Raw genomic sequence first — 26,854 nt, forward strand, 5'->3', positions numbered from 1 at the left:
GGGATCTGCCCCGCTCAGCGGGCGTCGACCACGGTGGCCGACACGGTGTCGGACACGGCCGTGTGCTCGTCGACGATCTGACGCGGCGCGTCTTCGCGTGCGGTGACGCCCAGGTAACGCTGCATCAGGTCCTGCACGATCGGGCTCTTGCCGGCCAGGCCTTCAATCGACTTGCCCAGCGAGACCGCCTTGATCAGGTTCTCGAACATGCCGCCGTCGCCACCGACCAGGTCGATATCCGCATTGCGCAGCGCGCTGGCGATGACACCGGCGTTCTCGCGCGAGACTTCCTTGCCGGCTTCGATCGACGCAAGGGCCTGCTTGAGGCTGTTGTCCAGCATCATGCGGAACTCTTCGTGGCCGCGGGCGCTGTCGCTGAGCGAGGCGATGGCTTCGAACTTGCGGACCAGGCCTTCGGCTTCGGCCAGCAGCTTCTTCTGCACCACGCCGGCCTCGGCACCGCCGACCGATTCGGTCGCGGTGGCACGGGCACGGCCCATCTGCTCCTCACCCTGGGCCTGGGCATGCAGGGTTTCGGCGAGCACGCGGGCGTCGTTGGTGCCCTGCTTGAGGGTGGCGTCGGCCTTGGCCTCGATCACGCGGGCTTCGGCAATACCCACCTTCTCGATGGCCAGTGCCGAGGCTTCACGCACCTGCGCTTCGGCCAGGCCCGGTGCGGCCTGTTCGGCACGGGTACCGTCGGCCAGCAGGCGCTTGGCTTCGGCCTGCTTGCCGGCGGCTTCGTGTTCGGCCTGGGCCAGCGTGGTGATCTCGACTGCGCGGTGCTTGGCCGCGGTTTCGGCGGCCTGCGCTTCCTTGACCTGGCGCACCAGCAGTTCCTGTGCCTTGGCTTCGGCTTCCAGGATCAGCACCTGCTTCTGGCGGTCCGCCTCGGAAACTTCACGCACTTCCTTGATGCGTTCTTCTTCCTGGGCCACGGTCTTGTCGATGGCGATACGTTCGCGGGTGATGTTGGCCACATCCATCTTGCCGGACTCGACCACCTTGTCGCGCTCCACGCCCTGCAGTTGCACTTCGCGTTCGGTGGTGACCTGCTCCAGCTGGCGTGCGCGTTCGACGCGCTCGGCTTCGATGGCGACGGCGCGCTGACGGTTCTGCTCGGCGACTTCGACTTCGCGCAGGCGGTTCTGCTCGCGGATGTCGATCAGTTCCTGGGCCTCGATGCGGGCATGCTCGGACAGCTGGCGCTGCTCTTCCTGCACCTTGGCGGTTTCAGCCTGCTCGCGGGCCTGGATGGTTTCGATCTCACGCTTCTGCCGGGCCTCGGCTTCGGCCTGCTGGCGTTCCAGCGCCAGCAGCGCTTCACGCGCTTCGACGTTCTTCTTGGTGATGGCCAGCTTTTCGTTCTGTTCCAGCTCGTTGGTGACCACGTTCTGCGTGGCGGTCAGCTCGGTGATCTTGCGGATGCCCTGGGCATCGAGAATGTTGTTCTGGTCCAGCAGCGACTTGGGCGTCTGCTCCAGGTAGTCGATGGCGACGTCCTCGAGCGCGTAGCCGTTGAGGTCGTTGCCGATCACCGCGATGATCTCGTCGCGGAATTCCTGGCGCTTCTCGAACAGTTCGGTGAACTCGAACTTCTTGCCGACGGTCTTGAGTGCTTCGGAGAACTTCGCGTTGAACAGATCGTCCACCGCGTGCTTGTCCGAGGCGCGGTCAGCACCAATCGCCTTGGCCACGCGCAGCACATCGGCCTGGGTTTCATTGACGCGCAGGTAGAACGCCACGGCAATATCAGCGCGCATGTTGTCGCGGCAGATCAGGCCTTCCTTGCCACGACGGTCGACCTGCAGGGTGATCAGGCTGATGCGCATGAGTTCGGCGCGGTACAGCACCGGGATGATCAGTGCACCGGTGAAATGCACCTTGGGCTGGGAGCTCATGTCGTTGACGATCAGCGCGACGCCCTGGTCCACCTTGCGGTAGAACGCCTTGAACAGGCCGGCAAGGCCGAGCAGCAGGACTATCAGTACGCCCACGCCGATCAGGAACGGGGCCATGGCAGCAACACTCATCGATGGATCTCCTTATCGCCCGCAATCAGGCTGTCTTGGAACGAAAGCGCGGGGTGGCTGTCTTCGGCAGCGACCCGGTAATGGTTGTGTTCGGCAACGTAGTCGATCAGCACCACGCGCGACCCGCGCGGCAGGGTCTGGCCGTCGGGCAGGCGGACCTGCAGGATCAGCCCGGCCCCGCCATCGTCAACGGTGGCGTAGCCGGTGCTGGCGGTGACCTGCGGTGAGGCGATCACGCCGATGCGGCCCAGCAATGACGTTTGTGGCACGGCGCGCAGGCGCAGCAGCAGGCGACGCACGGGACGCAGGATGAGGGCGGTGAGCGGCACGGCCGGCACCAATGCCAGCAGCGCCACCGCGCTGCCGGCGGCCCAGCGCAACGGCACCGGCAGCGGCTGCAGCAGGAACAGATGGGTGAGGTAGGTGCCGGTCCAGCCGAAGAAGGCCAGCAGCGCGATCACCAGCATGACCGGTGCGCCACCGAGGCCGAGCCGCGAGAACATGCCGGAGATGCCGTGCAGGCCCTCCTCGCCACCGCCCAGGTCGATGCCGTCGGTGGCAAAGCCGTCGTCGACCACGCCACAGGCGGCCAGCAGCCAATAGACCATGGCAAATGCCAACACGATGCTGTACGGCAGCGTGGGGAATGTCAGCGCGACATTGAGAAATTCGGCCATTTCACGACTTCCTTGCATCGATGCCGCGGTTTCCCCCTGCGGCGTCCCTGGGAACGCGCTCCGGCGCTCCCTTGTTTCGTTGATGCTACGTGAAATTGGCGGTGGCGCACATAGGGGGTTTCTGACCCTGTGTGTGAATGCGGCTGATGTCTCACGACCAACGGTCGTGAGCTACCCGCCGATTCGGCCCGTTGGGCCTAATCGGCTTCGTGGCAATCGGCGCGGCGGACTTCCTCTACGAACTTGCGCATCTTGTAGCCGTCCTTGATGCCGGGTTCGGTCTCGATGCCGCTGGAGACGTCCACGCCCCACGGCAGAGTGGCGACGATGGCGTCGAACACGTTGTCCGGTGTGATCCCGCCGGCCAGCAGGAACGGACGATGCAGGCCGGTGGGCAGGCGGGTCCAGTCGAAGGTCACGCCAGTGCCGCCGCCACCGCCGGGCGCGTGGCTGTCGAACAGGAAGCCGGCGGCACTGGGATAGCGCAGCTGCAACTGGCGCGCATTGACCTCTTCACGCCCGCCCATGGCGACCGCTTTCAGATAGGGCATGTTGAAGCTGCGGCAGAACGCCTCGTCTTCGCCACCATGGAACTGCAGCAGCGTGGGCCGCACGGTGCGCAGCACCTCGCGCACCTCTTCCTTGCTGTTGTCGCGGAACAGGGCTACCACGTCGACCATCGGTGCAATCGCCTGGCGCATGGCGCGGGCTTCGGCCGGGGCCACCCGGCGCTTGCTTTCACGGGCGAAGATGAAGCCCACGGCGTCCACACCCAGCTCGCCGGCCAGGCGTACGTCGCCGGCGCGGGTCATGCCGCAGAACTTGATGCGGGTGCGGTAGTAGGAGCGGCTCATAACGTAACCTCGGCAGGCAGGTGCCAGTTGTCGGGATACAACGGGCCAACGAACACAAGACCCTGAGACGGTGCAGTGGGGCCGGCCACGGTACGGTCCTGGCCGGCGAGCAGCTCGGCCATCCATGACACCGGTTGTTCCCCACAACCGATCAGAATCAGTGAGCCGACAATATTGCGCACCATGTGATGAAGGAATGCATTGGCCTGAACGCAGACCTCGATCACCTCGCCCTGCCGGGTCACGCTGATCGCCTGCAGCTCGCGCCGGGCATGCAGCGCTTCACACTGGACACTGCGGAATGCACTGAAGTCGTTTTCACCCAACAACGCCTGCCCGGCCTCGTGCATGCGGGCGGCATCCAGCGGCCGGCGCTCCCAGCTGAGGGTCTGCCGGTACAGTGCGGGACGCACCTGACGGTTCAGCAGGCGATAGCGGTAGCGCCGCGCCCGGGCAGAAAAGCGGGCGTGGAAATCATCGGCCACCGGCACGCACCAGCGCACCGCGATGGAGCGCGGCAGCCGCGTGGTCGTGCCCAGGGTCCAGCCGCGCGGGTCGCGCACGGCGTCGGTGTCGAAATGGACGACCTGGCATTCGCCGTGCACGCCGGCGTCGGTGCGGCCGGCGCAGGTCACCTGGATCGGTGCATCCGCCACCGAGGACAGCGCCTCCTGCAGGCTGGCCTGCACGCTGGGGCAGCCGCTTTCCCCCAGTTGCTGCCAGCCCTTGTACTCACTGCCGTCGTACTCCACGCCCAGTGCGTAGCGCATGGTCAACCTCGATTACGTCGTTGAAGGCCGGCCCTGCGGCCGGCCAGGGCTTGCGCCCGGTGTGTCACGGCAGGCGGGCCAGCAGCTCGCGCGCCTGGATCTGGCTGTGGATGTCGCCGGCGGCGGCTACTTCCTGCAGCAATGCACGGGCGGTATCGGCATCCCCCAGGTCGAGGTAGGCGATGGCCAGCTCCAGCCGCTCGCGCCCCGGGGTGCCCAGCGTTTCCGCGCCGGCGACAGGCTCGCTGGCCACCGCAGCGGCGGCGGGATCAACCGGCTCCTCTGCCGCAACGGGCGCAACAGGCTCTTCGGGGAACTCGAACACGCCGCGATAGGACGGCTGCGCCGCCGCATTCCAGGCGTGCGCGGGAACCACCACGTGATCATGATTCGCCACGCCTGCATCGGCGGCAGGGCCGCCCTGGCCGGGCTGCGGTTCCAGTGCGAACACGGGTTCGCGGCGCGCCACTTCGGCGGCCAGCTGATCGGCGGTGCTGTCGTATTCGGCCGAGTCGTAGGCCAGCTCGGCATCCTGGTCGGCCTGCTCCTGGTCTGCGCGCTCCTGTGTCGCCAGCTCGTCGACGTAGCCGGCAGCCGGTACCGCGGCCGCCAGCGCGGCAGCATCGAATCCATCGCGGCGCAGAGGCGGCAATGGCGACGGCTTGCGGCGGCGCGCCAGCGCCCAGCCGGCTACCACCACCAGCAACACGCCCAGCCCCAGCCAGTACCAGCCGCCGCCGCCCTCACGGGCCGCCGGGGCGTCCGCCAGGCGCTGCTGGGCCGCGGCGAGGTCGCTGTCCTTCATGCTGATCAGCGCTTCCTGCTGCTTCTGCAGTTTCTCCAGTTCGGCCACGCGGCCGCGCAGCTCTTGGATTTCCGCATCGCGGGTAGCCACGTCTTCCTTGGCCTGCTGCAGTTGTTCGTTGCCCAGCATGTCACCCTCACTGCCGGCAGCAGTGCCGGTGATAGTCCCTGCGTTGTGGTCGGTGGCGGCAACCGCGGGGGCGATTTCCAGTCGCCCGCCAGCGCTTGCCGGCGCGGCCGCCGTTGCTGCGCCCGCTGCGTTGGCCGGCGTACTGGCTGGCGTGCTGGCCACGCCCGTGGCGGCAGGTTGCGGAATGGCCGAACGGGCCTGACGCCACTGCGCGGTGTGCTCGCGCACCATGGCCGCGGCTTCGGCCGCATCCACCGGGGTTGCTGACGCAGCATCGGCCGTACGCAGCACCGCGCCCTGCTTGAGCAGGTTCACATTGCCGCGAATAAAGGCTTCGGGATTGGCGCGCAACAGCGCGATCATCGCCTGGTCACGGCTGAGGCCGCGTTCGCGGGCCAGGCCACCGGCGATTTCAGACAGGGTCTGGCCGCGCTGCACGGTGATGCTGCCATCGGGCGCAACGGTCGGAGCCGGTGCAGGACGCGCCGGTGCGGGGGCACGCGCGGATGCGGGCGCAGCATTGCGGGCCGGCACCGGACTGGTACGCGACGGGGTCGCTTCGGCCGGCTGCGATTCGGCGGCCAATGGTTCGGCCACCGTCGGTGCCGGTTCGGGCTCGCGCACGATGGCGTTGGACATCGCCCCTTCCGGCGCGACGATTTCAGGTTCAGCCACGGCCAGCGCACTGTCAGGCGCATCGACCAGTGCGGAATACTCGCGCACCAGACGCCCCTGCCCCCAGTCGGCTTCGATCAGGAAGTTCAGCGACGGCGTGGTGACCGGGGCCTGGCTGCTGACCCGGACCACGGCGCGGCCCTGGGTGTTGCGGGTGAGTTCGAACTGCAGTTCGCTGACCAGACCGGTGGGGCGATCCAGCCCGACCCGGGCGAAGGTAACCGGCGAAGCCAGCGCGACGCGCAGGTTTTCCAGTTCAGACGGGTCGGCGGAAATGATCGGAATTTCGGCCAGCAGCGGCTGACCGGGCTTGGACAGCACGCGGATGTCGCCCAGGCCCAGGGCCATGGCCGAGCTGCTGGCCAAGGCCAGCAGCAGGGTGGAAACCACCTTGAGCGGGCGCTTTGCGCCCGGAGCTCGTTTCTTCATGCCGGCAATATAGCGATTCCGGACGATTCCAGCCACGCAGGGCGTGGCGTTGCATCAACCTTCGGCGGCGACCAGCTCGGCCAGCTGCACGGCGTTCAAGGCCGCACCCTTGCGGATGTTGTCCGACACGATCCACAGGTTCAGGCCACGCGGATGCGAGATGTCTTCACGGATGCGGCCGACGTACACCGCGTCGGTGCCCGAGGCATGCGTCACCGGGGTCGGGTAGCCGCCAGCTTCGCGGCGGTCCACCACTTCCACGCCCGGCGACTGTTCCAGCAGTTCGCGCGCGGCTTCCGGCGTGACCTTCTCACGGGTTTCAATCGCCACCGCTTCGGAATGGCCATAGAACACCGGCACGCGCACGGCGGTGGGGTTCACCAGAATGCTGTCGTCGCCGAGGATCTTGCGGGTCTCCCAGACCAGCTTCATTTCTTCCTTGGTGAAGCCGTTGTCCTGGAAGTCGTCGATGTGCGGGATCAGGTTGAAGGCAATCTGCACCGGGAAGCGCTGCGGATCGATGTCCTGGAAGCTGAGCAGCTGGCCGGTCTGCTTGCCCAGTTCTTCCAGCGCCGAACGACCACCGCCGGACACCGACTGGTAGGTGGCGACATTGATGCGCTCGATGCCATAGCGGCGGTGCAGCGGGGCCAACGCGACCAGCATCTGCATGGTCGAGCAGTTCGGGTTGGCGATGATGCCGCGCGGACGGTTGGCAACCTGTTCCGGATTGACTTCAGAGACCACCAGCGGCACGTCGTCGTCGTAGCGGAAGGCCGAGGAGTTGTCGATCACCACTGCACCGGCGGCGGCAAACTTCGGGCCGTATTCCTTGGAGACGCTGCCACCTGCGGAGAACAGCGCGATGTCCACGCCGCTGGGGTCGAACTCGGCCAGGTCCTGGACCTTGATCTTCTGGCCCTGGAACTCGATTTCACCGCCGGCCGAGCGCGACGAGGCGAGCAGGCTCAGGGTGGCGATGGGGAAGTTGCGTTCGGCCAGGATGGACAGCATTGTTTCGCCCACCGCACCGGTGGCACCGACGACGGCGACGTGGAAACGACGATCTGCATTGCTCATAAGAACCTCTGTGTAAGGTGTACCGACCAACGGTCGGTACCTACCGGGTGTGTACCGACGGTTGGTACATACCGCACTATTTGGATTGGAAAACGCACAGCGGGCTGGGTTCGGGGAACCTCACGTGTTGGCCGCGGAGGTTCCCAGTCGTTTGTCGTCTTTTTTGCCGCCCACGACAGCGCCGCCGGCTTTCACGGCAGCCACTGCGTCGGCGTTGAGCGCGCTCGGCGGATGATTCGCATTCGGGCCCTGCCCCAGCGCGGCGGTCAGGTTGTCCACCGCCAGCTGCACCATGGCGCGGCGGGTCGCCTGGCTGGCACTGCCGATATGCGGGGTCAGCACGATGTTTCGCAGTGCAAGAAGTTCCGGGCGCACCGTCGGCTCGCCTTCGAACACGTCCAGACCGGCGGCAGCCAGACGGCCATGGGCCAATGCGTCGGCCAGCGCGAGTTCGTCGACGATGCCGCCACGGGCGATGTTCACGAGGGTGGCGGTCGGCTTCATCTTCGCCAGTGCGGCAGCATTGATGATGTGATGCGAGCTGGCGCTGTAGGGCAGCACCAGCACCAGGTGATCGACTTCGGCCAGCAGGGTGTCCAGGTCGACATACTGCGCGCCAACCTCGGCCTCGGTGGCCTCCGGCAGGCGCGAGCGGTTGTGGTACAGCACGCGCATGCCAAAGCCGAGCGCGCCGCGGCGGGCGATGCCCTGGCCGATACGCCCCATGCCGAGGATGCCCAGCGTGCTGCCGTGGATATCGGCACCCAGCATGGTCTGGAACGACCACTGCCCCCACTGCCCGTCACGCAGCCAGCGCTCGGATTCAGTGATGCGCCGGGCCGTTGCCATCAGCAGCGCAAAGCCGAGGTCGGCCGTGGTTTCGGTGAGGACATCGGGGGTGTTGCTGGCGAGGATGCCGGCCGCGCTGAGCGCGTCGATATCCAGATTGTTGTAGCCCACGCCGACGTTGGCGATGGCGCGCAGCTGCGGTGCACCTGCGATTTCAGCGGCACCAATGCGTTCGTTGAGGGTGATCAGCGCGCCATCGACCTGGGCCAGCTGGTCGGCCAGCATGTCGGGGGTATAGCGCGTTACCGCGTCGGTCACGGCCAGGTCGAAATGCTGCCCGAGCTGTTCGATGACGTCATCGAACAGCGGCTGGCTGACCCACACCCTGGGACGCGTGTCAGCCATCGATGCCGCCCGGAATGCGCGGAGTGATCTCGCCGACATCGCCACACTGGGCGCGGTGGCGCAGCGCCTGGTCCATCAGCACCAGCGCCATCATCGCTTCGGCGATGGGGGTGGCGCGGATGCCGACACAGGGGTCATGGCGACCGGTGGTGATGACGTCCACGGCGGCACCGGTTGCGTCCACCGTCGCGCCGGGCAGGCGCAGGCTGGAGGTGGGCTTGAGCACGATCGAAGCGGTGACCTGCTGCCCGGTGGAGATGCCACCGAGGATGCCGCCGGCGTGGTTGCTGGCGAAGCCTTCCGGCATAATCAGGTCACGATGTTCGGTGCCCTTCTGCGCGGCGCTGGCAAAGCCATCGCCAATTTCCACGCCCTTGACCGCGTTGATGCTCATCAGCGCGGCAGCCAGTTCGCCATCGAGCTTGCCGTAGATGGGTTCGCCCCAGCCCGGCGGCACGCCGTCGGCCACCACGTTGACGCGCGCGCCGACCGAATCGCCGGACTTGCGCAGCGCATCCATGTAACTTTCCAGCGCTGGCACCTGCTCGGCTACCGGCCAGAAGAACGGGTTGTCTTCCACCGCCGACCAGTCATGGCCGGTGGGGGTGATTTCGCCCAGCTGCGAGAGGTAACCGCGCACGCTGACCCCGTAGCGCTGCGCCAGCCACTTCTTGGCGATGACGCCAGCAGCCACGCGCATGGTGGTTTCGCGCGCGGACGAGCGACCACCGCCGCGCGGATCGCGGATGCCGTACTTCTGCCAGTAGCTGTAGTCGGCGTGACCCGGACGGAACTGCTGGGCGATGTTGCTGTAATCCTTGCTGCGCTGATCGGTGTTGCGGATCAGCAGCGCGATCGGGGTACCGGTGGTGCGGCCTTCATACACGCCCGAGAGGATTTCAACCTCATCGGCCTCGCGGCGCGCCGAGGTGTGCCGGCTCTTGCCGGTGGCACGCCGCTGCAGGTCGTGGGCGAATTCGTCGGCGCTCAGTTCCAGCCCCGGCGGGCAGCCATCGACCACGCAGCCGATCGCCGGACCGTGCGATTCGCCGAAGGTGGTGACCGACAGGAGCTTGCCGAAGGTATTGGAACTCACGGCCGCTGCGCCGCCAGTTCGGTGATGCGGGCGCTGTGGGCGATCAGCTCGCGGCATTCGACCGCGAAGATGCCCATCTGGCCAACCTTGAACTCCACCCAGGCGAAGTCCACTTCCGGCAGCAGCTTGATCAGGTGCTGTTCGGACTCGCCCACTTCGCAGATCAGCAGGCCGTCCTCACTGAGGTGCAGCGGCGCGTCACGCAGGATCTTCAGGACCAGATCCAGGCCGTCGTCGCCGGCGCGCAGGCCCATTTCGGGCTCGTAGGAGTATTCCTGCGGCAGCGCGTCGGTTTCGTCATTGGTGACGTACGGCGGGTTGGTCACGATCAGGTCGTAGTGACGGCCAGTGAGGCCGTTGAACAGGTCCGACTTGAGCAGGGTGACGTTGTGCGCCTGCAGGCGTTCCTTGTTTTCTTCAGCCAGCGACAGCGCGTCATCGCTGAGGTCGACGCCGTCCACTTCCCAGTTCGGGTAGTAGTGGCCCATGGCGATGGCGATGCAGCCCGAACCGGTGCACAGGTCCAGCGCGCGGTGCACGTCGCGACCGGCCAGCCACGGTTCGAAGCCGGACTCGATCAGCTCGGCAATCGGCGAACGCGGCACCAGCGCGCGGGTGTCGCTTTTGAAGCTCAGGCCGGCAAACCAGGCTTCGCCAGTGAGATAGGCGGCCGGAATGCGTTCATCGATACGGCGCTGGAACAGCTCCAGCACCTGCAGCTTCTCGTCGCGGGTGACCCGCGCCTGACCATAGGCCGGACCGAGGTCGTGCGGCAGATGCAGGCTGTGCAGGACCAGCTGGGTGGCCTCGTCCAGGGCGTTGTCGTAGCTGTGCCCGAAGGTCAGCCCGGCGGCGTTGAAACGGCTGGTGCCGTAGCGGATCAGGTCGATGATCGTATGGAGTTCGGCGGCCGTATCGGCAGTCATGGCAAGGCAACAGACAAATTGGCCCCCGATTATAGGCGCTGGAAGGGGCGGCGGCATCCGTTGCAGGCGAAACGGCTGGGCGGGGCCGGAGCCCTCCCCTATGATGGTGGGCCACTCCGGGAACGGGTTCTCCATGTTCAACCGCACCACAGGCATCATCCTGATCATCGCGCTGGCCGCCGGGCTGGGCCTGGTGACGGCGCAGAAGGTGTTCGCACCGAAGCCGGCGGCCAACCACCCCGCCACCGAAACCATCACCTTCTACCCGCAGCCGCGCCCGCTGCCGGACTTCAACCTGAGCCAGTCTGACGGCACCCGGCTGATTCCCGGCGAGCTGAAGGGTCACTGGACCCTGGTATTCCTGGGCTTCACCTTCTGTCCGGACGTCTGCCCGACCACGTTGGCCGACCTGGCCCGGGCCCAGAAAAGCTGGGAGACCCAGCCGGAAAGCCTGCGCCCACGGGTGCTGTTCGTGTCGGTGGACCCGGAGCGCGACACCCCGGCGCGACTGGGCGAGTACGCCCACGCCTTCCACAAGGACACTCTGGCGGCCACCGCCGACGTGCCCTCGCTGGAGCGCTTTGCCACCTCGCTGGGCTTCGTGTTCCAGAAGGTGGAAGGCAAGCATTTCGATGAAAACCCCCAGGATTACACCCTGGAGCATTCGGCCAGCCTGGCCGTCCTGGACCCGGACGGCAAGCTGGCCGGCCTGATCCGCCCGCCCTTCCAGGCGCAGGCCATTGCCCGCGACCTGCAGCTGCTGACCGAGAAAACCGCACCATGAGCCTGACCACGAAGCTGACCTACGTCCTGCCGCACCGCCTGCTGTCGTCCATGGCGCGGAGCCTGGCGTATTCCAGCAACCCGAAGATCTCGCGCTGGCTGATCGACACCGTGACCGCGAAATTCGGGGTGAACCTGGCCGAAGCGGCCAACCCGGACCCGCGCAGCTACCCGACCTTCAACCAGTTCTTCACCCGCGCCCTGAAGCCGGGCGCGCGCGTGGCCGATCCCAACCCGCGCAGCCTGCTGATGCCGGCGGACGGCCGCATCAGCCAGCTGGGCCCGATCCTGGACGGGGTGATCTTCCAGGCCAAGGGCCAGTCGTTTACCGCAGCCCAACTGCTGGGTGACGACGCCGCTGCCGAGGTGTATCGGAATGGCCTGTTCGCCACGGTGTATCTGTCGCCGAAGGACTATCACCGCGTGCACATGCCGTGGACCGGCACCCTGGTCGAGACCGTGCATGTGCCGGGGCGGCTGTTCAGCGTGGGCCCGGCGGCCGTGAACACGGTGCCGGCGCTGTTCGCCCGCAACGAGCGTCTGGTGTGCCACTTCGACACCAACTTCGGGCCGATGGTGCAGGTAATGGTGGGCGCGCTGCTGGTGTCGGGCGTGGAAACGGTGTGGAGCGGCGAGGAGATTCCCGCCTATGGCGACCGCATTACCCGCAAGGACTATCGCGGCAAGGGCATCACCCTGGAGCGCTTTGCAGAGATGGCGCGGTTCAATTACGGGTCGACCGTGATCGTGCTGCTGCCGCCGGGCGTTGCCGAGTTTGCGCCGGGGCTGGGCGCGGAACAGGCGGTGCGCCTGGGCGAGGCCTTGGCGACGTTGCGTTGATCGACGGGCGTCACGACCAACGGTCGTGACCTACCGTGGGGGACCCGACCGGTGGGCGTCACGACCAACGGTCGTGACGCCCACCGTCAGGCGTCGTCGCCGCCGTGCGCGAACTCGACCGGGCCCACATCCATGCCGTCGTAATCCTCGACGCCATTGGCTTCGGCCAGCGCCTGCAACTCATGGTTGCGCTTGTCCAGCGACTCGGCCGTGTGGATCTCGATCTTCTCCACATGCAGCACGTGGTAAGGCGCTTCGCCCTCTTCCAGCTCCGGCTCGAACTGCTCCACCACGGTGTAGCCCTGCTTCTCCAGCACATCGGCCAGTCCTTGCAGGGGCTCCGGCGTGGTGTTGACGAAGAAATAGCCCCAGACCAGGTTGCCCTGCAGGTCCCAGTCGGTGTTCTCGCGGATGTTGGCGAACATCTCGTTGATGGCGGTGATATCCATCGTCATTCCTTAAAAAAGCGCTTCAATGGCGGCGAGCCTAACAGGTTCCGGGCTACTTCCCGCATCCCTGCAGTTTCAGGGACTGCCCCTGCCGCAGTGCATAGGCCGGTGCTTTGAGTCCGTTGGCCCGGGCAAGTTCGCGTAGATCGCAACTGTATTTGTCGGAAATCCGCCCTAGGGTGTCGCCCTTGCCTACCTTCACGCTGCGCACCGGCTTGGGCTTGGGCTTGGCGGCCACGGCCACCGGCGCGGTCGGTGCGGTTGCGGCTGCCGCAGCTTCCACGCCGGCCACCGGCACCACGCTGCCCACTGCCACGTTGCCGGTGTAGCTGGCCGCGTTCGGGCGCACGATGGCGGCATTGAGGTCGGCGGTGATCAGGGTGCGGGCCAGGTCGGCGCGCGGGCCGGACACGCAGTAACGGTTGTACAGCCCGGCAATGCGGGTGGTGGCGTTGATGAGGGTGCCGGCCGGAATCCAGCCGTCCGCCTCATAGCGCGGGTTGAGGTTGCGCAGCACGCGCATGTAGCCATCACGGGTGCCGGCACTGCCCAGGCAGATGGTCAGTTCGTAGATGGTGGTCGACTTGGCCAGGCGCAGGGTGGCCGGCTGCGCGCTGATCTTCGGGAACTCGACGCCGTACTGCTGCGGGTGCAGGTAGATCCAGGCGGCGGCGATCACCATCGGCACATAGTCCTTGGTTTCAGCCGGGAACTGGTTGTAGACGCTGTCCACCCAGAAGCCCTGCCCCGGGTTCTGCCGGTACACGCGCAAGGACCGGCCTTCACCGCCGTTGTAGCCGGCCAGCGACAGCTCGACACTGTTGTTGAGCTCGCGCATGCGCTCGTTGAGGTAGGTGGCGCTGGCCTCGGCCGCACTGCGCGCATCGAAGCGGGTGTCAAATCCGGTGCCGTCCGGGCCCAGGCCGAAGCGGCGACCGGTGGCCGGCATGAACTGCATCAGGCCGGCCGCGCCTGCGCGCGAGCTGGCGTGCACGCGGCCGTTGGATTCCTTGGCCATGATGCCGAACAGCAGGGCCTCGGGCAGACCGCGCTTTTCCCATTCGGGCCACATCACCGAACGCAGGTTCTGGTAGTTCTCGTAACTGGTCAGCAGCGCCGGGCGCATGTCGGTCAGCCAGCGGCGGATGCCGGCCTGTACGGCGGGGTTGTACTCCACCATGTTGTCGAAGGCATGCCGCTTGTCGTTGAGCAGCGCAGCGGCACGGGCCGCCTCGGGCACGTCGGCGGCCAGCGGGCCGATATGGTCGGGGTCGGCTTCCAGCAGCGCTGGGCCACTGCCGGCGATCTCCTGCTCTTCTTCGTTGCCGGCATCGGCGTTGCTCTTCAGCAGGCGCTTGTAGGTGGTCAGCAGGTTGCTGACCTGGCAACCCTTCTGCGCCACGCAGTCGCTGACCACGTCCTCCATGTCTTCCAGCGCCGCATCGCTTTCGTTGCGGCCCTTGGGGTCGGCATTGGCGACCAGCACCTGGGCATCGGCATAGCGCTTCTCGGCAGCGGCCATGCGCTGGTCCAGCGCCTCGATCTTGACCTTGTCGCGCGCCGAGACACGCTGGGCCTGCGCCTGCGGCGCAACGGTGAACAGAGCAGCCAGTGCCAGCAGCGGCCAACCACGGACAAACAGGACAGGAACGGGCATCTTTGGCACTGTGAACGAATGAGCAGGCAGAGTAGCCGCGCAACTTGCATCCGGGCAACCCGGTCACGCGCCAGCCCCCTTCCGGCGTTTAGAATTTCCCCATTCACCTGCCCGACCACAGCGAGTTGACCATGGACCCGATCCTGCTTGGCAAAGGCGTCACCGACGATATCGCCGTCACCCTGCAACCCGCGCTGGGCAACCGCCACGGACTGGTGGCCGGAGCCACCGGCACTGGCAAGACCGTGACCCTGATGACCCTCGCCGAGGGCTTTTCACGGATCGGGGTGCCGGTGTTCCTGGCCGATGTGAAGGGCGATGTCTCCGGCCTGGCCGTGCCCGGTGCCGGCGGCGAGAAGCTGCTGCAGCGCGCGCAGGAGATCGGCGTAAGCGACTATGCCCCGGCGGGCAGCCCGGCGATCTTCTGGGACCTGTACGGCAAGCTGGGCCATCCGGTGCGCACCACCGTCAGCGAGATGGGCCCGACCCTGCTGGCGCGCATCCTGGAGCTCAACGACACCCAGGCCGGGGTGCTGGACATCGTGTTCAAGCTGGCCGACGACCGTGGTCTGCTGCTGCTCGACCTCGACGATCTGCGTGCCCTGCTCGGCCTGGTGGCCGATGAGCGCAAAGACATCTCCACCGAATACGGCCTGGTCAGCGCACAGACCGTGGCCGCGATCCAGCGCGCGCTGCTGCGGTTGTCGCAGGACGGTGGCGAGTCGTTCTTCGGCGAGCCGGCGCTGGAGCTGGCCGACTTGATGCGGGTCAACCACGACGGACGCGGGGTGATCGGCATCCTCGCCGCCGACCAGCTGGTGCTGAAGCCGCGGCTGTACTCCACCTTCCTGCTGTGGCTGCTGTCGGAACTGTTTGAAACCCTGCCGGAAGTGGGCGATCTGGAAAAGCCCAAGCTTGTTTTCATCTTCGACGAGGCCCACCTGCTGTTCGACGACGCCCCGCCGGCCCTGGTCCAGCGCATCGAGCAGGTGGTGCGGCTGATCCGCTCCAAGGGGGTGGGCGTGTATTTCTGCTCGCAATTCCCGGATGACGTGCCGGCCAACATCCTCGGCCAGCTGGGCAACCGGGTGCAGCACGCGCTGCGCGCGTTCACCCCGCGCGACCAGAAGGCGGTGAAGATCGCCGCAGAGACCTTTGTGCCGAATCCTAAACTGGATGTGGTGGCCACCCTGTCGCAGCTGGGCACCGGCGAAGCGCTGGTCTCCACGCTGCAGGACAAGGGCATCCCCTCGCCCGTACAGCAGACCCGGATCGCGCCGCCGCGCTGCCGCATGGGCGCGATCACCGAGGCCGAGCGCGCACAGGTGCGTTCCGGCAGCCCGGTGGGCACCCGCTATGACACCGCAGTGAACCGCGAGTCGGCGGCCGAACTGCTGGCCCAGCGCGCGGAGAAAGCGGTGCAGCAGGCCGACGCACCCAAGGCGCGTACGCGTGAGCAGGACGAGGCTCAGGATGGCGGCTTCGGCCAATCGATCAAGGACGCCATCTTCGGCACCAAGCGCCGCCAGGGCATGATTGAAACCATGGCCAAGCAGACCACCCGGACGGTCGGCACCAAGCTGGGCAACCAGATCGTGCGCGGCATTCTCGGCAGCATTTTCGGTGGCAAGCGCTGATGTCGCGTTGGCGTCCACCCGGCGAAAAGAGCACGGCGCTGATTACCGCACAGGGGCATCAGCGCCTGAAGAGCGAACTGGATGAGCTGTGGCGGACCAAGCGACCAGAGGTGGTGAAGGCGCTGGCCGCGGCGGCCGCCGAGGGCGACCGCTCGGAGAATGCGGAGTACACCTATCGCAAGAAGCAGCTGGGCGAGATCGACCGCCGGGTGCGCTACCTGACCAAGCGGCTGGAGTCGCTGCGGGTGGTGGATACCGTGCCGACCGATCCGCAGGCCGTGTTCTTCGGGGCCTGGGTGGAGCTGGAGAATGTCGACAGCGGCGATACCACGCGCTATCGCATCGTCGGTCCGGATGAGACCGATGCCGGTGCCGGCTGGATCAGCATTGACTCGCCGCTGGCGCGCGCGTTGCTGAAGAAGCGCGTGGATGATGAATTTGAGGTGGAGCTGCCCAGCGGGCGGACCGGGTTTGCGATCCTGGCGGTGGAATATCCTGCATAACCGCGCGCCACGACCAACGGTCGTGGCCTTCCCGGTAGGTCACGACCGTTGGTCGTGACCCGTGACATCGGGATACACCCGCCCCTCACGCAACGGCCGGAAATACCTCGCATCCGCATAAAACCGCGCGTCCTGCCGCGCCCACCATCCCGGCACGCCCATCAGCGGCAGGGGTCGCAGCTCCAGTGGATCACCCAGCACGCGCCCATCCTGCACGGCGCGCGCCACTGCAGTAACAGCACCGGCGTCATCACAGCCCTGCACCACCACACACTTCCCCACCAGCAACCGATCCGTCAGCAGCGCCTGTTCCATCAGCGCATGACCAAACACGGCGGCAATGGCAATGCGCCCGTCAGCCCAGGCGTCGGCCTGCGCGACAAACAACGCGTCCCAGTCATGCGCATCCCACGGCTGCAACAGCGCAGCATCCATCACGCGCACCACCACACCGCTCTCATCAAACTGGGTAAGAGCCGCCTGCGCGCGGTTGCGCTGGTGCCCGCCCCGCCCCTCGATGTGCCGGCATTGCTGCGCGTTGAGCGCACGTTTGAGCGCCGGATAGCGGGCCCAGACCAGGGCATTGAACAGGTCGTGCCAGTTGTCCGCACGGGTGGCAATTGCACCGAGCGCAATGCGCGTTTCGTAGTGAAGGCCGTCCGCCAGCAGCGCATCGGTCTGCTCAGCCAGGCGTTTATCGCCCAAGGCCAGACGTCGGTCCAACGAGGGCACCGACGGCCACTCAGGGCCTGTCAACAGATCCCGGAACTCGGCGATCTGCGCGAACAAGGGGTGGTCAAACGTAGCCGCGGCAACTTCCGCACGCATCGGCGCAACGAACCGGCGGCGCACGCCGCCGGCATCGGCCGCCGCTGTGGTCACAGCACCTTGAGGTCGAGCAGCTTGCGCGCCGGGTTTTCCTCGATCAGCGCGTCGCCATACAGGTCGTGCTCGTCGCTTTCGGTGATCTCGACATTGACGAACTGACCCACCTGCAGACGCGCTTCGTCGGCATTCTGGATGTGCACCAGACCGTCGATCTCGGGCGCGTCAGCCTTGGAGCGCGCCACGGCGATGCCATCTTCAATCGCATCGACCAGGCACTGCTGCACGGTACCGATCTTGGCCTCCAGACGCGCGGCGGAGATTTCCGCTTGGCGGGCCATGAAGCGGGCCAGACGCTCCTGCTTGACCTCGTCCGGCACCGCGCCGGGCAGATCATTGGCGGTGGCACCGGTGACCGGCGAGTAGGCAAATGCGCCAACGCGATCCAGTTGAGCCTCATCCAGGAACGACAGCAGTTCTTCGAACTCGGCCTCTGTTTCACCCGGGAAGCCGACGATGAAGGTCGAGCGCACGGTGATGTCCGGGCACAGCTGACGCCAGCGTTGCACGCGCTCCAGGGTCTTGTCGACCGCACCCGGCCGCTTCATCAGCTTCAGGATGCGCGGGCTGGCGTGCTGGAACGGAATGTCCAGGTACGGCAGGATGCGGTTCTCGGCCATCAGCGGCACCACGTCGTCCACGTGCGGGTACGGGTACACGTAGTGCATGCGGGTCCAGGCATCCAGTTCGGAGAGCCCTTCGCACAGCGACTTCATCCGGGTCTGATATGCCTTGTCACGCCACATGCGCTCGGCATACTTCACATCCACGCCGTAGGCGGAGGTGTCCTGCGATACCACCAGCAGTTCCTTGACGCCACCGCGCACCAGCCGCTCCGCTTCGCGCAGCACGTCGTCCACCGGGCGCGAGACCAGCTTGCCGCGCATGGAGGGAATGATGCAGAAGCTGCAATGGTGGTTGCAGCCTTCGGAGATCTTCAGATAGGCGTAATGGCGCGGGGTCAGCTTGATGCCGTAATCCGGCACCAGGTCCACGAACGGGTCATGCTTGGGCGGCAGCGCGGCATGTACCGCCTCCATCACGCTCTGGTAGTCCTGCGGGCCAGACACCGCCAGCACGTCCGGGTAGGCCTTGCGGATCTCCTCCGGACGCTTGCCCAGGCAGCCGGTGACGATCACCTTGCCGTTCTCGTTCATCGCCTCGCCGATGGCGTCCAGCGACTCGGTCACGGCCGAATCAATGAAGCCACAGGTATTGACCACGACCACGTCGGCCGAGTCATAGGACGGCACGATGTCGTAGCCCTCTGCCCGCAACTGGGTGAGGATGCGCTCGGAATCGACAAGGGCCTTCGGGCAGCCAAGGCTGACGAAGCCGACTTTGGGGTTCAGCTGGGACATGGATCGCGGGACTCTGGGGGCCTGGGCCGCTGCCGGGAGGGCAGGCAGACCTGGGGGCCGGGGCCTGAAAGGCCGCCAGTATACCGGGGTTGGGGGCTGGGCCCTGAATGGTGGACTTGTCCAGCCCCCGGCTGAAGGACAGGGTCAGTTCTCGTGGTTGGGCGGCCGCACCATGTCTGGCTCGCCGACGGTCACGCTGCCTGAGCCGCCACCGCCACCACCGCCCCCCCCACCGTTACCGCCACCCTGACCTCCGCCGCCGGGGTTGCCGCTGCCGCTACCGAGTCCACCGCCGCCGGGCTGGTCTCTGGGAACCTTGCCTTTGGTCATGTAATCGCCATCGAAGGTCTGGTAGTAAGTGGCGCAATGTGTCGCATTGCATATTGTGTAAGTGGTTTTGGTCAGATACATCCAGAACGGGACGTATCCATCGACAGCCACCAGCTTGGATTCCAGGAATCCCTTAGTATTTGCATCTATATCTGGAGCTCCCAGCCCACAAGAGGCGCAGTGGAGTGGCCCCCTGTCAAATGCCTGTATCCCAGCGCAGAAAAGCATAAGAACAAGGAAGCCCGAAACCATCCAAGCTCTCCTCGAAATCGAGATTACTCGATTAGTTACGACAGCATTCATTGTAGATCTCCTTGGATCTTTTATTTGCATCTTCCAGTTGATTGGCCGTCAGCTCCTTCTGCAGGTACCGCATGTTCAGCGGCACAGCGGAATGGGGATCGACTGTTTGCATCGCCATGTAGTAGGCATAGCTGGCGACGGGATCTCTCTCAACTTTCAATCCGTACAGGTGTGCATCAGCAATTCGCGAAAGCGCATCAACACTCCCTCGTTCAGCCGCAGCATTGAGATACTCCATTGCCTGACGCTTGTATTCTTTAACGGCATCAGGATCCTTGAACATTCCAGATATTCCGCCAAGCACCAGCTCAGCATCCGAGGCGAAGCGAATCTGTGCACCAAGGTGACCTTGACTCGCAGCCAATCGCAACCAATCCACTTCCTGCACCAGCCGCTCCGGCGACAGATCCTTGCATTCCTCCCACTGTGAACCTTCGATAGAGGAAGATGTCCCACTGGGTTTAAGCAGATTGCTGCACTGGAACAACTTGAGGTGGATCGCGTAGGACGCCGCTCCACTGCCCGCACGTGCCTGTGCCTCTAGATTTCGAATGACCGCCTCCGCGTCTCCCTCTGGCGCAGCTCCGAAATCTTCAACAGTGAATGCCTTCGCGCCCAACATTCGCTTGGTCAAACCATTTGCAGATTCCGGGTCACGTGACGCAGATGCACGCCTGGCTCCCTCGGCGACCGCGCTCGCCAGTGGGCTGACCGTCGGCACTCCCTCCTGCTTTAATGGCGTATCAGGTGCCGCACCATGCTCACAGCCGCCCAGCACCGACATCATCCCAACCACCAGCATTGCCTTGCGCATGCAGTCTCCTTTTCGTCAGGGGCCCGGCCCAGTGCCGTTCTGGAAGCGTCCGGGTGAGAGAAAGGATGTCCCGGGCATCGATCGCTTCCCATCGGTCGACTGCGCGATGCGGCATGGGCCTTGCCCTGCCCCAGAGGTAGCCAAAATCCGATGGCGAGGATGCGGCCCGGGATTCAGTCCCGACCCGCCCGATGTGGCACATCCGCTGACACCCCGCTAACCCACCGACAGCCGATAATGAACACCTGAACCATCAGGAGTACGGCAATGGGTGAGTGGGTCACGCTGGATACGCATTACGGTCCCGTCCGGGCCTGGCAGGCACTGCCGGAAGGCAAGCCGCGTGGAGGACTGGTGGTCATCCAGGAGATATTCGGGGCCAACCCGCATATCCGTAAGGTGGCTGAAGGATTTGCTCAGCAGGGCTATGCGGTGCTGGCCCCGTCGTTCTTCGATCTTGTCGATGGCCCCGAGGCCGATCCCGACGCCCTGCCCTACGACCAGGACGGGGTGAAGCAGGGCTTGGAGCGGGTCAATGCGCTCGGAGTGGAGAAGGCGCTGGAGATCGTCCGCGCGGCGGCCTCGAAACTGGCCCCGGCGGGCAAGGTCGGGACCGTCGGCTATTGCTGGGGCGGCAGCATTGCCCTGTTGTCCGCGTTGCGCCTGGGCCTGCCCTCGGTCAGCTATTACGGTGCCCGCAACGTCCAGTTCCTGGATGAGACACCCAAGGCACCGATCATGTTCCACTTCGGCGCGCAGGACAAAAGCATCCCGCCGGAGGCCGTGCAGACCCACCGCGAGAAGCTGCCGCAGATGGCCACCTATGTGTACCCGGCCGACCATGCCTTCAACCGGAGCGTCGGACACGCGTATGATCCAGACAGCGCCGCCCTGGCGCTGCAACGCACCCTTGACTTCTTTTCGGAGCATCTTGGATGAGCGAGTTTGAACTGGATTCCCGCCTGGCCACGGACAGTGTGCTGGTAGACGAAGGCCCGTTGTCGCAAGTGCGGTTGATGAATGATGAGCGGTACCCGTGGTTGATCCTGGTGCCGCGCCTGGCGGATATCACCGAGTGGATCGAGCTGGACGGCGAGCAGCAGGACAAGCTGCGCACCGAGTTGAACCGGGCCTGCAAGGCGCTCAAGGGCACCGACGGCGTGGAGAAGATCAACATCGGCTCACTCGGCAACATCGTGCGCCAGCTGCATTTCCACGTGATCGGCCGCCATCAGGGCGACCCGGCCTGGCCTGCGCCGGTCTGGGGCCATGGGCAGGCGCACCGGTTCGACCCGGATGTGCTGACCGAACGTGTCGCGTACTGGAAGGAACGGCTAGGATATTCGCCCCAGCCCTGAGTCCAGACCGAATCCCATGCGTTTCAATCTTGTCGCTGCCATCCTGTTGATTTTGATCGGCCTGTTCATGCTGGCCAGCAACCTGGGCTGGACCCAGTTGAACCTGTCCCGGCTGTTCCTGACCTGGTGGCCGGTGGGCCTGGTGGCAGTGGGGGTGGCGATGTTGTTCGGTCGCGGGAAATAAACCCGCGGACATGAAAAATGCCGGCCCATGGGCCGGCATTTTTGTTTTGCGGATTCGCCGGGCGGAGCCCGGTGCGGATCAGGTGCGCGGCAGGGTGACGCCGGTCTGGCCCTGGTACTTGCCGCCGCGGTCCTTGTACGAGGTTTCGCAGACATCATCCGGGGCGGCCTGGAAGAACAGCATCTGCGCCACGCCTTCGTTCGCATAGATGCGCGCCGGCAGCGGCGTGGTGTTGCTGAACTCCAGGGTCACGTGCCCTTCCCACTCCGGTTCCAGCGGGGTCACATTGACGATGATGCCGCAGCGCGCATAGGTACTCTTGCCCAGGCACACCACCAGGGTGTCGCGCGGAATACGGAAGTACTCGACGGTGCGCGCCAGCGCGAAGCTGTTGGGCGGAATGATGCATTCGTCAGCGGTGATGTCGACAAAGCTGCCGCTGTCGAAATGCTTCGGGTCGACAATGGTGGAGTTGATGTTGGTGAACACCTTGAACTCGCGCGAGCAGCGCACGTCGTAGCCATAGCTGGAGGTGCCGTAGCTGACGATGCGCTGGCCGTTGGCCTGCTTGACCTGGCCGGGCTCGAACGGCTCGATCATGCCGTGCTGTTCGGACATGCGGCGGATCCAGCGGTCACTCTTGATGCTCATCGGGGGGTCCTGGGTGCGTTAAGGCAAGAATTCTAAGCGGATCAGAGCAGCTGGGACAAAATGGGAATGCTGGCGCGCGGGCGCTTGCCCATTTCCTCGACCAGGCGCTCTGCAGCGGCCAGATAGGCCTTGGCCGCCGGCGATTCCGGCGCAGCGGCCACGATCGGCGTACCCACGTCGCCCTGCTCGCGGATGCCGATGTCCAGCGGCAGCGAGCCCAGCAGCGGCACGCCGTACTGCGCGGCCATGCGCTGGCCACCGCCATCGCCGAACAGGTGCTCGACCTGGCCGCAGTTGCTGCAGGTGTGCACGGCCATGTTCTCGACGATGCCCAGCACCGGCACCTCGACCTTCTCGAACATCTTCAGCGCTTTCTTCGCGTCCAGCGTGGCGATGTCCTGGGGAGTGGTGACGATGACCGCGCCGGCCAGCGGGATCTTCTGGGTCAGCGTAAGCTGGATGTCGCCGGTGCCCGGCGGCAGGTCGATCAGCAGGTAGTCCAGGTCGTCCCACAGGGTGTCGTTGAAGAACTGGGTCATGGCCGAAGTCGCCATCGGGCCGCGCCAGATCATCGGGGTTTCGTCCTCGATCAGATAGCCGATCGACATGGTTTCCACGCCGAACGCGCGCAGCGGCTCGATGGACTTGTTGTCCGGGCTTTCCGGGCGACCGCTCAGGCCCAGCATGGTCGGCACGCTGGGGCCGTAGATGTCGGCATCCAGCAGCCCCACACGCGCCCCCAGCTTCGCCAGCGCCACGGCCAGATTCACCGCCGTGGTGGACTTGCCCACCCCGCCCTTGCCCGAGCCCACCGCGATCACGTTGCGAACGCGCGGATGCGGGCTGAGGCCCTTCTGCACCTGGCTGGCATGGGGACGTCGAGAGGGGCTGGCACTCACTGCGGGCACTCCGGAAAAGCAGAACGGGAAAGCCCGCCACTATACAGGGCTGCCCACCCCGGCCCTGCCGCCAGCGGCTCCCTTTGCGTGAAACGCGGCAATCCAGATTGCGCATTCAGCGACCGCGGATGTCCCGCCGTGTCCCGCGACTGTCCAAGGCGTCAAATCCGGCCTGCTACGCAGCACAGGGACGCAACCGGCCACCCCACAAATCGTACCTACGTCACAGTTTGGATTTTGATCGTTCCAATAGAAACCATCTTTTTACCCAGTTACATCAACGCGTTACACGATTAATGAGAACGAAAGATCCGCTTTGCATATCTTGTCTTTATGACTTTTCGATGAACAGTTGACAGGCTGCGTTAAGCCTGTGTTAACTTCGATTCATCAGCTCGTAAAGCTGGTGATGCAGGGGGCAAAGCAACGCCAACACCTGATCCGAGGGCACACGGAGACGCCTGCTGGTCACTGTCGCCGGTGTTTTACGCAAACGTTCGTTCCAAGGGGATCCATTCATGATCAATCGCAAGTCGCTCAGCCGTAACCCGCTGAGCTTCGCCCTGGCCACCGCCATGGTGTTCGCCGCTTCGGCACCCGTGTTCGCCCAGGACAGCAGCACCTCGACCGAAACGAAGGAAGAGGCAGCCGCGAAGAAGAAGGCTACCGACCTGGGCACCGTCACCGTCACCGGCTCGCGCATCAGCCGCGACGTGTTCAACTCGGTCTCGCCGGTGCAGGTCGTGACCCGCGAAGAAACCACCCTGGCCGGTTTCAACTCGACCGCCGCGGCCCTGCAGAGCAACAGCGTCACTGCTGGCAGCTCGCAGATCAACAATTCCTTCGGCGGCTACGTCACCAACGGCGGCCCAGGTGCCAATACCCTGTCGCTGCGCGGCCTCGGTGCCACCCGTACGCTCATTCTGCTCAACGGACGTCGCATCGCCCCGGCGGGCTCGCGCGGTTCGGTCGGCTCGGCCGACCTGAACGTGCTGCCCAGCGCGATGGTCGACCGCGTTGAAATCCTGAAGGACGGCGCATCGTCCATTTACGGCTCCGACGCCGTGGCCGGCGTGGTGAACATCATCACCCGCAAGAACGTCGACGGCGTGGAGTTCGAGTTCCAGCACAACGCCACCGAAAGCGGCGGCGGCGACGAAACCCGCTACTCGCTGGTCTTCGGCAACACCGGCGAGCGTTCGCACTTCTCCGGTTCGTACGAAAACTATCGCCGTAACGAAATGACCATCGGCGACCGCGGCTGGGCCAGCTGCCCGATGGACCGCCTGCGCGACCTGGATGTGGGCGACTACTTCGGCAGCGGTGACTACATCGACCCGACCACCGGCAAGTCCAAGTGCTTCACCCTGGATTCCGGCGGCGTCACCATCAACACCCTGGGTACGGCGACCTTCAGCGGCGCGAACCGCTGGCGCCCGAACCCGGCCGTCACCACCGGCCGTCTGCCGGGCTATGAGGCTGTCGGCTACTACGACCGCGACACCTTCGACCCGGGCCTGCTGAAGGAATCGCTGGTCTCGCCGGCCGAAACCCACACCCTGTTCTTCCAGGGTGGCGTGGACCTCGGCGTGATGGGTGATGCCGAGTTCTACTACGAGTTCCTGGGCAGCAAGCGCAAGTCGACCCAGACCGGTTACCGCCAGCTGTCGTATGACTACTCGGTAGGCAACCCGCTGCTGGGCAACCTGTCTACCCTGCCCGCCTTCGCGCTGCCGACCGAAACCTCGAATGGCCGCAACGTCGCTGCCCGTACCTTCATCGGTTTCGGCAACGACCGCAGCAAGCAGAACGTGGACTTCTACCGCGCGACCGCCGGTGTGCGTGGCTCGCTGGGCTCGGAGTGGAACTATGACTTCATGGTCAGCCACGCCGACTCCGATGCGGACTACACCTTCAACAGCTTCCTGACCAATCGTCTGGCCCAGAGCTTGAACGTGGTCTCCGACGGCGCTGGTGGCTTCAGCTGCGTCGACCCGTCCAACGGCTGTGTCGCTGCACCAATGCTCAACGCACAGACCCTGGCCGGCAACCTGCCGGTGGCCTGGAAGAACTTCGTCTACACCCAGGTGACCGGCAACACGACCTACAAGGAATCGACCGCCAACCTGAACGTCAACGGCCCGCTGTTCGACATGCCGGGTGGCACCGCTGCCGGTGCGTTCGGTATCGAATACCGCAAGGCCAAGATCGACGACACGCCGAGCATCGAGTCGATCAACCGCAACCTGTACAACCTGACCAGCTCCGACCCGACCCGCGGTAGCGACTCGGTATGGGAAGCCTACGGTGAAATCGAACTGCCGCTGCTGTCGGGCGTCACCGCTGCCGAAGAGCTGACCTTCAACGCATCGGCCCGCTACACCGACTACAAGTCCTACGGCGATGACACCACGTACAAGATCGGTGGCCTCTGGACCCCGGTGAAGTGGCTGTCGTTCCGTGCGTCGTATGGCACCTCGTACCGCGCTCCGGCGCTGTTCGAGCAATTCCTGGGTGCCACCAGCGGCTTCCTGGCAGCGTCCAGCGATCCCTGCAACAACTACGGCTCGCGCAACCCGACCACCCCGCGTTACATCAACTGCGCCTCCGAAGGCCTGCCGACCAGCTTCACCGCCACCAACTCGGTGCGTGTGGATTCGATCGGTGGCGGCCTGGTCGGTGCCAATCTGAAGGCTGAAACCTCCACCGCCAAGACCATCGGCATGGTGATCCAGCCGGAATTCGGCAGCGGCTTCGGTGACCTCTCCTTCGCGGTCGACTACTACGACATCGAAGTGGAGAACGGCGTGGCCCAGATGGGTGCCAGCTACATCCTGAGCACCTGCTACAACGGCACCACCGCTGATTTCGCCGCCAACAACGGCGTCTGCCGCCTGATCTCCCGTTCGGCCAACAACACCCTGACCGTCCAGAACGGCTATGCCAACCTGGCCACCGACAAGGTGCGCGGCCTGGACTTCACCACCCGCTATGTGCGTGACATCGGTCCGGGCGAGTTCCGTACCAACATCCAGATCTCGCGCTTCCTGGAGCAGTCCGGCAAGGTGTTCGAAGATGATCCGCTGGTCGATTCCAACGGCCTGATCAACAACCCGAAGTTCACCGGCCAGCTGGACCTGAGCTACAAGTTCAAGGAATGGCGCGTGCGTTACGGCCTGAACTGGGTGGACGACATGTCCAGCTATGCGTACTACGAGGAAGATCCCGCAACCTCGGCGTATGACCTGGCCGTGCCGAACTACATCACCCAGGACTTCTCGGTTCAGTACACCGCCGACAAGTGGCAGGCCACCGCCGGCGTGCGTAACTTCGCCGACAAGGAACCGCCGACCATCAGCCCGGGAGCCGGCGTGTACAACACCATCGGCAATTCCCCGCTCTACAGTGGCTATGACTACTTCGGCCGTACGTTCTTCGTGAACCTCAGCAAGAAGTTCTAAGCCTGCTTCACCAGCCGCCGCCCTTCGGGGCGGCGGTTGCGTTTGGGGCTGCCGCACGCATGCCGGCCCTC

The 26,854-nt window shown here is 65.3% G+C and carries 25 protein-coding genes; 8 read left to right on the forward strand and 17 right to left on the reverse strand.

Features of this window, described 5'->3' with window-relative positions:
* Window positions 1–14: 14 nt before the first annotated feature.
* The 9 genes from PDM29_RS00985 to prmB all read right to left on the reverse strand — a co-directional run bounded on the left by PDM29_RS00985 (window position 15) and on the right by prmB (window position 10,668).
* Window positions 15–2,033: a hypothetical protein gene (locus PDM29_RS00985; RefSeq protein ID WP_311192044.1), complete on the reverse strand. Its 2,019-nt coding sequence runs from the start codon at window positions 2,031–2,033 to the stop codon at window positions 15–17.
* Complete coding sequence (locus PDM29_RS00990) at window positions 2,030–2,710, reverse strand: OB-fold-containig protein (protein ID WP_311192045.1); 681 nt, start codon at window positions 2,708–2,710, stop codon at window positions 2,030–2,032. Before PDM29_RS00990 ends, PDM29_RS00985 begins: the two co-directional genes overlap by 4 nt.
* Window positions 2,711–2,907: 197 nt before the next feature.
* Window positions 2,908–3,564: a phosphoribosylanthranilate isomerase gene (locus PDM29_RS00995; RefSeq protein ID WP_311192046.1), complete on the reverse strand. Its 657-nt coding sequence runs from the start codon at window positions 3,562–3,564 to the stop codon at window positions 2,908–2,910.
* A complete protein-coding gene (truA, locus tag PDM29_RS01000; protein WP_311192047.1) occupies window positions 3,561–4,334 on the reverse strand; it encodes a tRNA pseudouridine(38-40) synthase TruA in 774 nt (257 codons plus the stop codon). Before truA ends, PDM29_RS00995 begins: the two co-directional genes overlap by 4 nt.
* Window positions 4,335–4,398: 64 nt before the next feature.
* Window positions 4,399–6,372 carry a type IV pilus assembly protein FimV gene (locus PDM29_RS01005; protein ID WP_311192048.1) on the reverse strand — a complete coding sequence of 658 codons (1,974 nt, stop codon included), beginning with the start codon at window positions 6,370–6,372 and terminating at the stop codon, window positions 4,399–4,401.
* Window positions 6,373–6,426: 54 nt separating this feature from the next.
* Entirely contained in the window at window positions 6,427–7,452 is a 1,026-nt protein-coding gene (locus PDM29_RS01010; protein ID WP_311192049.1) for an aspartate-semialdehyde dehydrogenase, read from the reverse strand.
* A 120-nt stretch (window positions 7,453–7,572) separates the two neighbouring features.
* A complete protein-coding gene (locus PDM29_RS01015) occupies window positions 7,573–8,646 on the reverse strand; it encodes a 2-hydroxyacid dehydrogenase (RefSeq protein ID WP_311192050.1) in 1,074 nt (357 codons plus the stop codon).
* Window positions 8,639–9,742 carry a chorismate synthase gene (gene aroC / locus PDM29_RS01020; protein ID WP_311192051.1) on the reverse strand — a complete coding sequence of 368 codons (1,104 nt, stop codon included), beginning with the start codon at window positions 9,740–9,742 and terminating at the stop codon, window positions 8,639–8,641. Before aroC ends, PDM29_RS01015 begins: the two co-directional genes overlap by 8 nt.
* The gene (gene prmB / locus PDM29_RS01025) at window positions 9,739–10,668 is read right to left on the reverse strand and encodes a 50S ribosomal protein L3 N(5)-glutamine methyltransferase (RefSeq protein ID WP_125359791.1); all 930 of its coding nucleotides are present in this window, start codon (window positions 10,666–10,668) and stop codon (window positions 9,739–9,741) included. Before prmB ends, aroC begins: the two co-directional genes overlap by 4 nt.
* 133 nt (window positions 10,669–10,801) lie before the next feature.
* On the opposite strand from prmB, the gene PDM29_RS01030 reads away from it, so the two are divergent.
* Both PDM29_RS01030 and asd read left to right on the forward strand, forming a co-directional pair.
* Window positions 10,802–11,452 carry an SCO family protein gene (locus tag PDM29_RS01030; protein WP_311192052.1) on the forward strand — a complete coding sequence of 217 codons (651 nt, stop codon included), beginning with the start codon at window positions 10,802–10,804 and terminating at the stop codon, window positions 11,450–11,452.
* A complete protein-coding gene (gene asd / locus PDM29_RS01035) occupies window positions 11,449–12,291 on the forward strand; it encodes an archaetidylserine decarboxylase (protein ID WP_311192053.1) in 843 nt (280 codons plus the stop codon). Before PDM29_RS01030 ends, asd begins: the two co-directional genes overlap by 4 nt.
* An 86-nt stretch (window positions 12,292–12,377) precedes the next feature.
* On the opposite strand, the gene PDM29_RS01040 is transcribed toward asd, so the two are convergent.
* Together PDM29_RS01040 and PDM29_RS01045 are read right to left on the reverse strand one after the other, a co-directional pair.
* Entirely contained in the window at window positions 12,378–12,740 is a 363-nt protein-coding gene (locus PDM29_RS01040) for a ribonuclease E inhibitor RraB (protein WP_311192054.1), read from the reverse strand.
* A gap of 52 nt (window positions 12,741–12,792) precedes the next feature.
* Window positions 12,793–14,397: a lytic transglycosylase gene (locus tag PDM29_RS01045; protein ID WP_311192055.1), complete on the reverse strand. Its 1,605-nt coding sequence runs from the start codon at window positions 14,395–14,397 to the stop codon at window positions 12,793–12,795.
* 131 nt (window positions 14,398–14,528) lie between these two features.
* Between PDM29_RS01045 and PDM29_RS01050 the strand changes: the two genes are divergently transcribed.
* Window positions 14,529–16,034: a helicase HerA-like domain-containing protein gene (locus PDM29_RS01050; protein ID WP_311192056.1), complete on the forward strand. Its 1,506-nt coding sequence runs from the start codon at window positions 14,529–14,531 to the stop codon at window positions 16,032–16,034.
* Window positions 16,034–16,537, forward strand: a complete 504-nt coding sequence (gene greB, locus PDM29_RS01055; RefSeq protein WP_311192057.1) for a transcription elongation factor GreB — start codon at window positions 16,034–16,036, stop codon at window positions 16,535–16,537. The genes PDM29_RS01050 and greB overlap by 1 nt, the downstream gene beginning before the upstream one ends.
* Window positions 16,538–16,576: 39 nt before the next feature.
* Here greB and PDM29_RS01060 read toward each other — a convergent pair whose 3' ends face one another.
* From PDM29_RS01060 to PDM29_RS01075, 4 genes are all read right to left on the reverse strand, one after another.
* Window positions 16,577–17,365 (reverse strand): DUF3025 domain-containing protein, encoded by a 789-nt coding sequence (locus PDM29_RS01060; protein ID WP_311193859.1) that lies wholly within the window; start codon window positions 17,363–17,365, stop codon window positions 16,577–16,579.
* A gap of 50 nt (window positions 17,366–17,415) precedes the next feature.
* Window positions 17,416–18,783 (reverse strand): 30S ribosomal protein S12 methylthiotransferase RimO, encoded by a 1,368-nt coding sequence (rimO, locus tag PDM29_RS01065; RefSeq protein ID WP_311192058.1) that lies wholly within the window; start codon window positions 18,781–18,783, stop codon window positions 17,416–17,418.
* Between the two features lie 144 nt (window positions 18,784–18,927).
* Window positions 18,928–19,416 carry a hypothetical protein gene (locus PDM29_RS01070; RefSeq protein ID WP_311192059.1) on the reverse strand — a complete coding sequence of 163 codons (489 nt, stop codon included), beginning with the start codon at window positions 19,414–19,416 and terminating at the stop codon, window positions 18,928–18,930.
* Window positions 19,397–20,230, reverse strand: coding sequence for an SEL1-like repeat protein (locus PDM29_RS01075; RefSeq protein WP_311192060.1), 834 nt, complete (start codon window positions 20,228–20,230; stop codon window positions 19,397–19,399). Before PDM29_RS01075 ends, PDM29_RS01070 begins: the two co-directional genes overlap by 20 nt.
* Before the next feature lie 267 nt (window positions 20,231–20,497).
* Here PDM29_RS01075 and PDM29_RS01080 point away from each other — a divergent pair, with 267 nt between their 5' ends.
* Genes PDM29_RS01080 through PDM29_RS01090 form a run of 3 tightly spaced genes read left to right on the forward strand, consistent with a single transcriptional unit; the run spans window position 20,498 to window position 21,772 of the window.
* Window positions 20,498–21,169 (forward strand): dienelactone hydrolase family protein, encoded by a 672-nt coding sequence (locus tag PDM29_RS01080; RefSeq protein WP_311192061.1) that lies wholly within the window; start codon window positions 20,498–20,500, stop codon window positions 21,167–21,169.
* On the forward strand, window positions 21,166–21,588 hold the full coding sequence (locus tag PDM29_RS01085) for an HIT domain-containing protein (RefSeq protein ID WP_125359781.1): 423 nt from the start codon (window positions 21,166–21,168) through the stop codon (window positions 21,586–21,588). The genes PDM29_RS01080 and PDM29_RS01085 overlap by 4 nt, the downstream gene beginning before the upstream one ends.
* A 16-nt stretch (window positions 21,589–21,604) precedes the next feature.
* A complete protein-coding gene (locus PDM29_RS01090; protein WP_185750090.1) occupies window positions 21,605–21,772 on the forward strand; it encodes a LiaI-LiaF-like domain-containing protein in 168 nt (55 codons plus the stop codon).
* Between the two features lie 78 nt (window positions 21,773–21,850).
* Here the strand turns inward: PDM29_RS01090 and dcd are convergent, their stop codons facing one another.
* Together dcd and apbC are read right to left on the reverse strand one after the other, a co-directional pair.
* Entirely contained in the window at window positions 21,851–22,423 is a 573-nt protein-coding gene (gene dcd, locus PDM29_RS01095) for a dCTP deaminase (protein ID WP_311192062.1), read from the reverse strand.
* Window positions 22,424–22,464: 41 nt separating this feature from the next.
* Entirely contained in the window at window positions 22,465–23,322 is an 858-nt protein-coding gene (apbC, locus tag PDM29_RS01100; RefSeq protein ID WP_425508698.1) for an iron-sulfur cluster carrier protein ApbC, read from the reverse strand.
* A 518-nt stretch (window positions 23,323–23,840) separates the two neighbouring features.
* On the opposite strand from apbC, the gene PDM29_RS01105 reads away from it, so the two are divergent.
* On the forward strand, window positions 23,841–26,783 hold the full coding sequence (locus PDM29_RS01105) for a TonB-dependent receptor plug domain-containing protein (RefSeq protein WP_311192064.1): 2,943 nt from the start codon (window positions 23,841–23,843) through the stop codon (window positions 26,781–26,783).
* Window positions 26,784–26,854: the final 71 nt, after the last annotated feature.

The sequence above is a fragment of the Stenotrophomonas oahuensis genome (assembly GCF_031834595.1).
GTDB lineage: Bacteria > Pseudomonadota > Gammaproteobacteria > Xanthomonadales > Xanthomonadaceae > Stenotrophomonas > Stenotrophomonas oahuensis.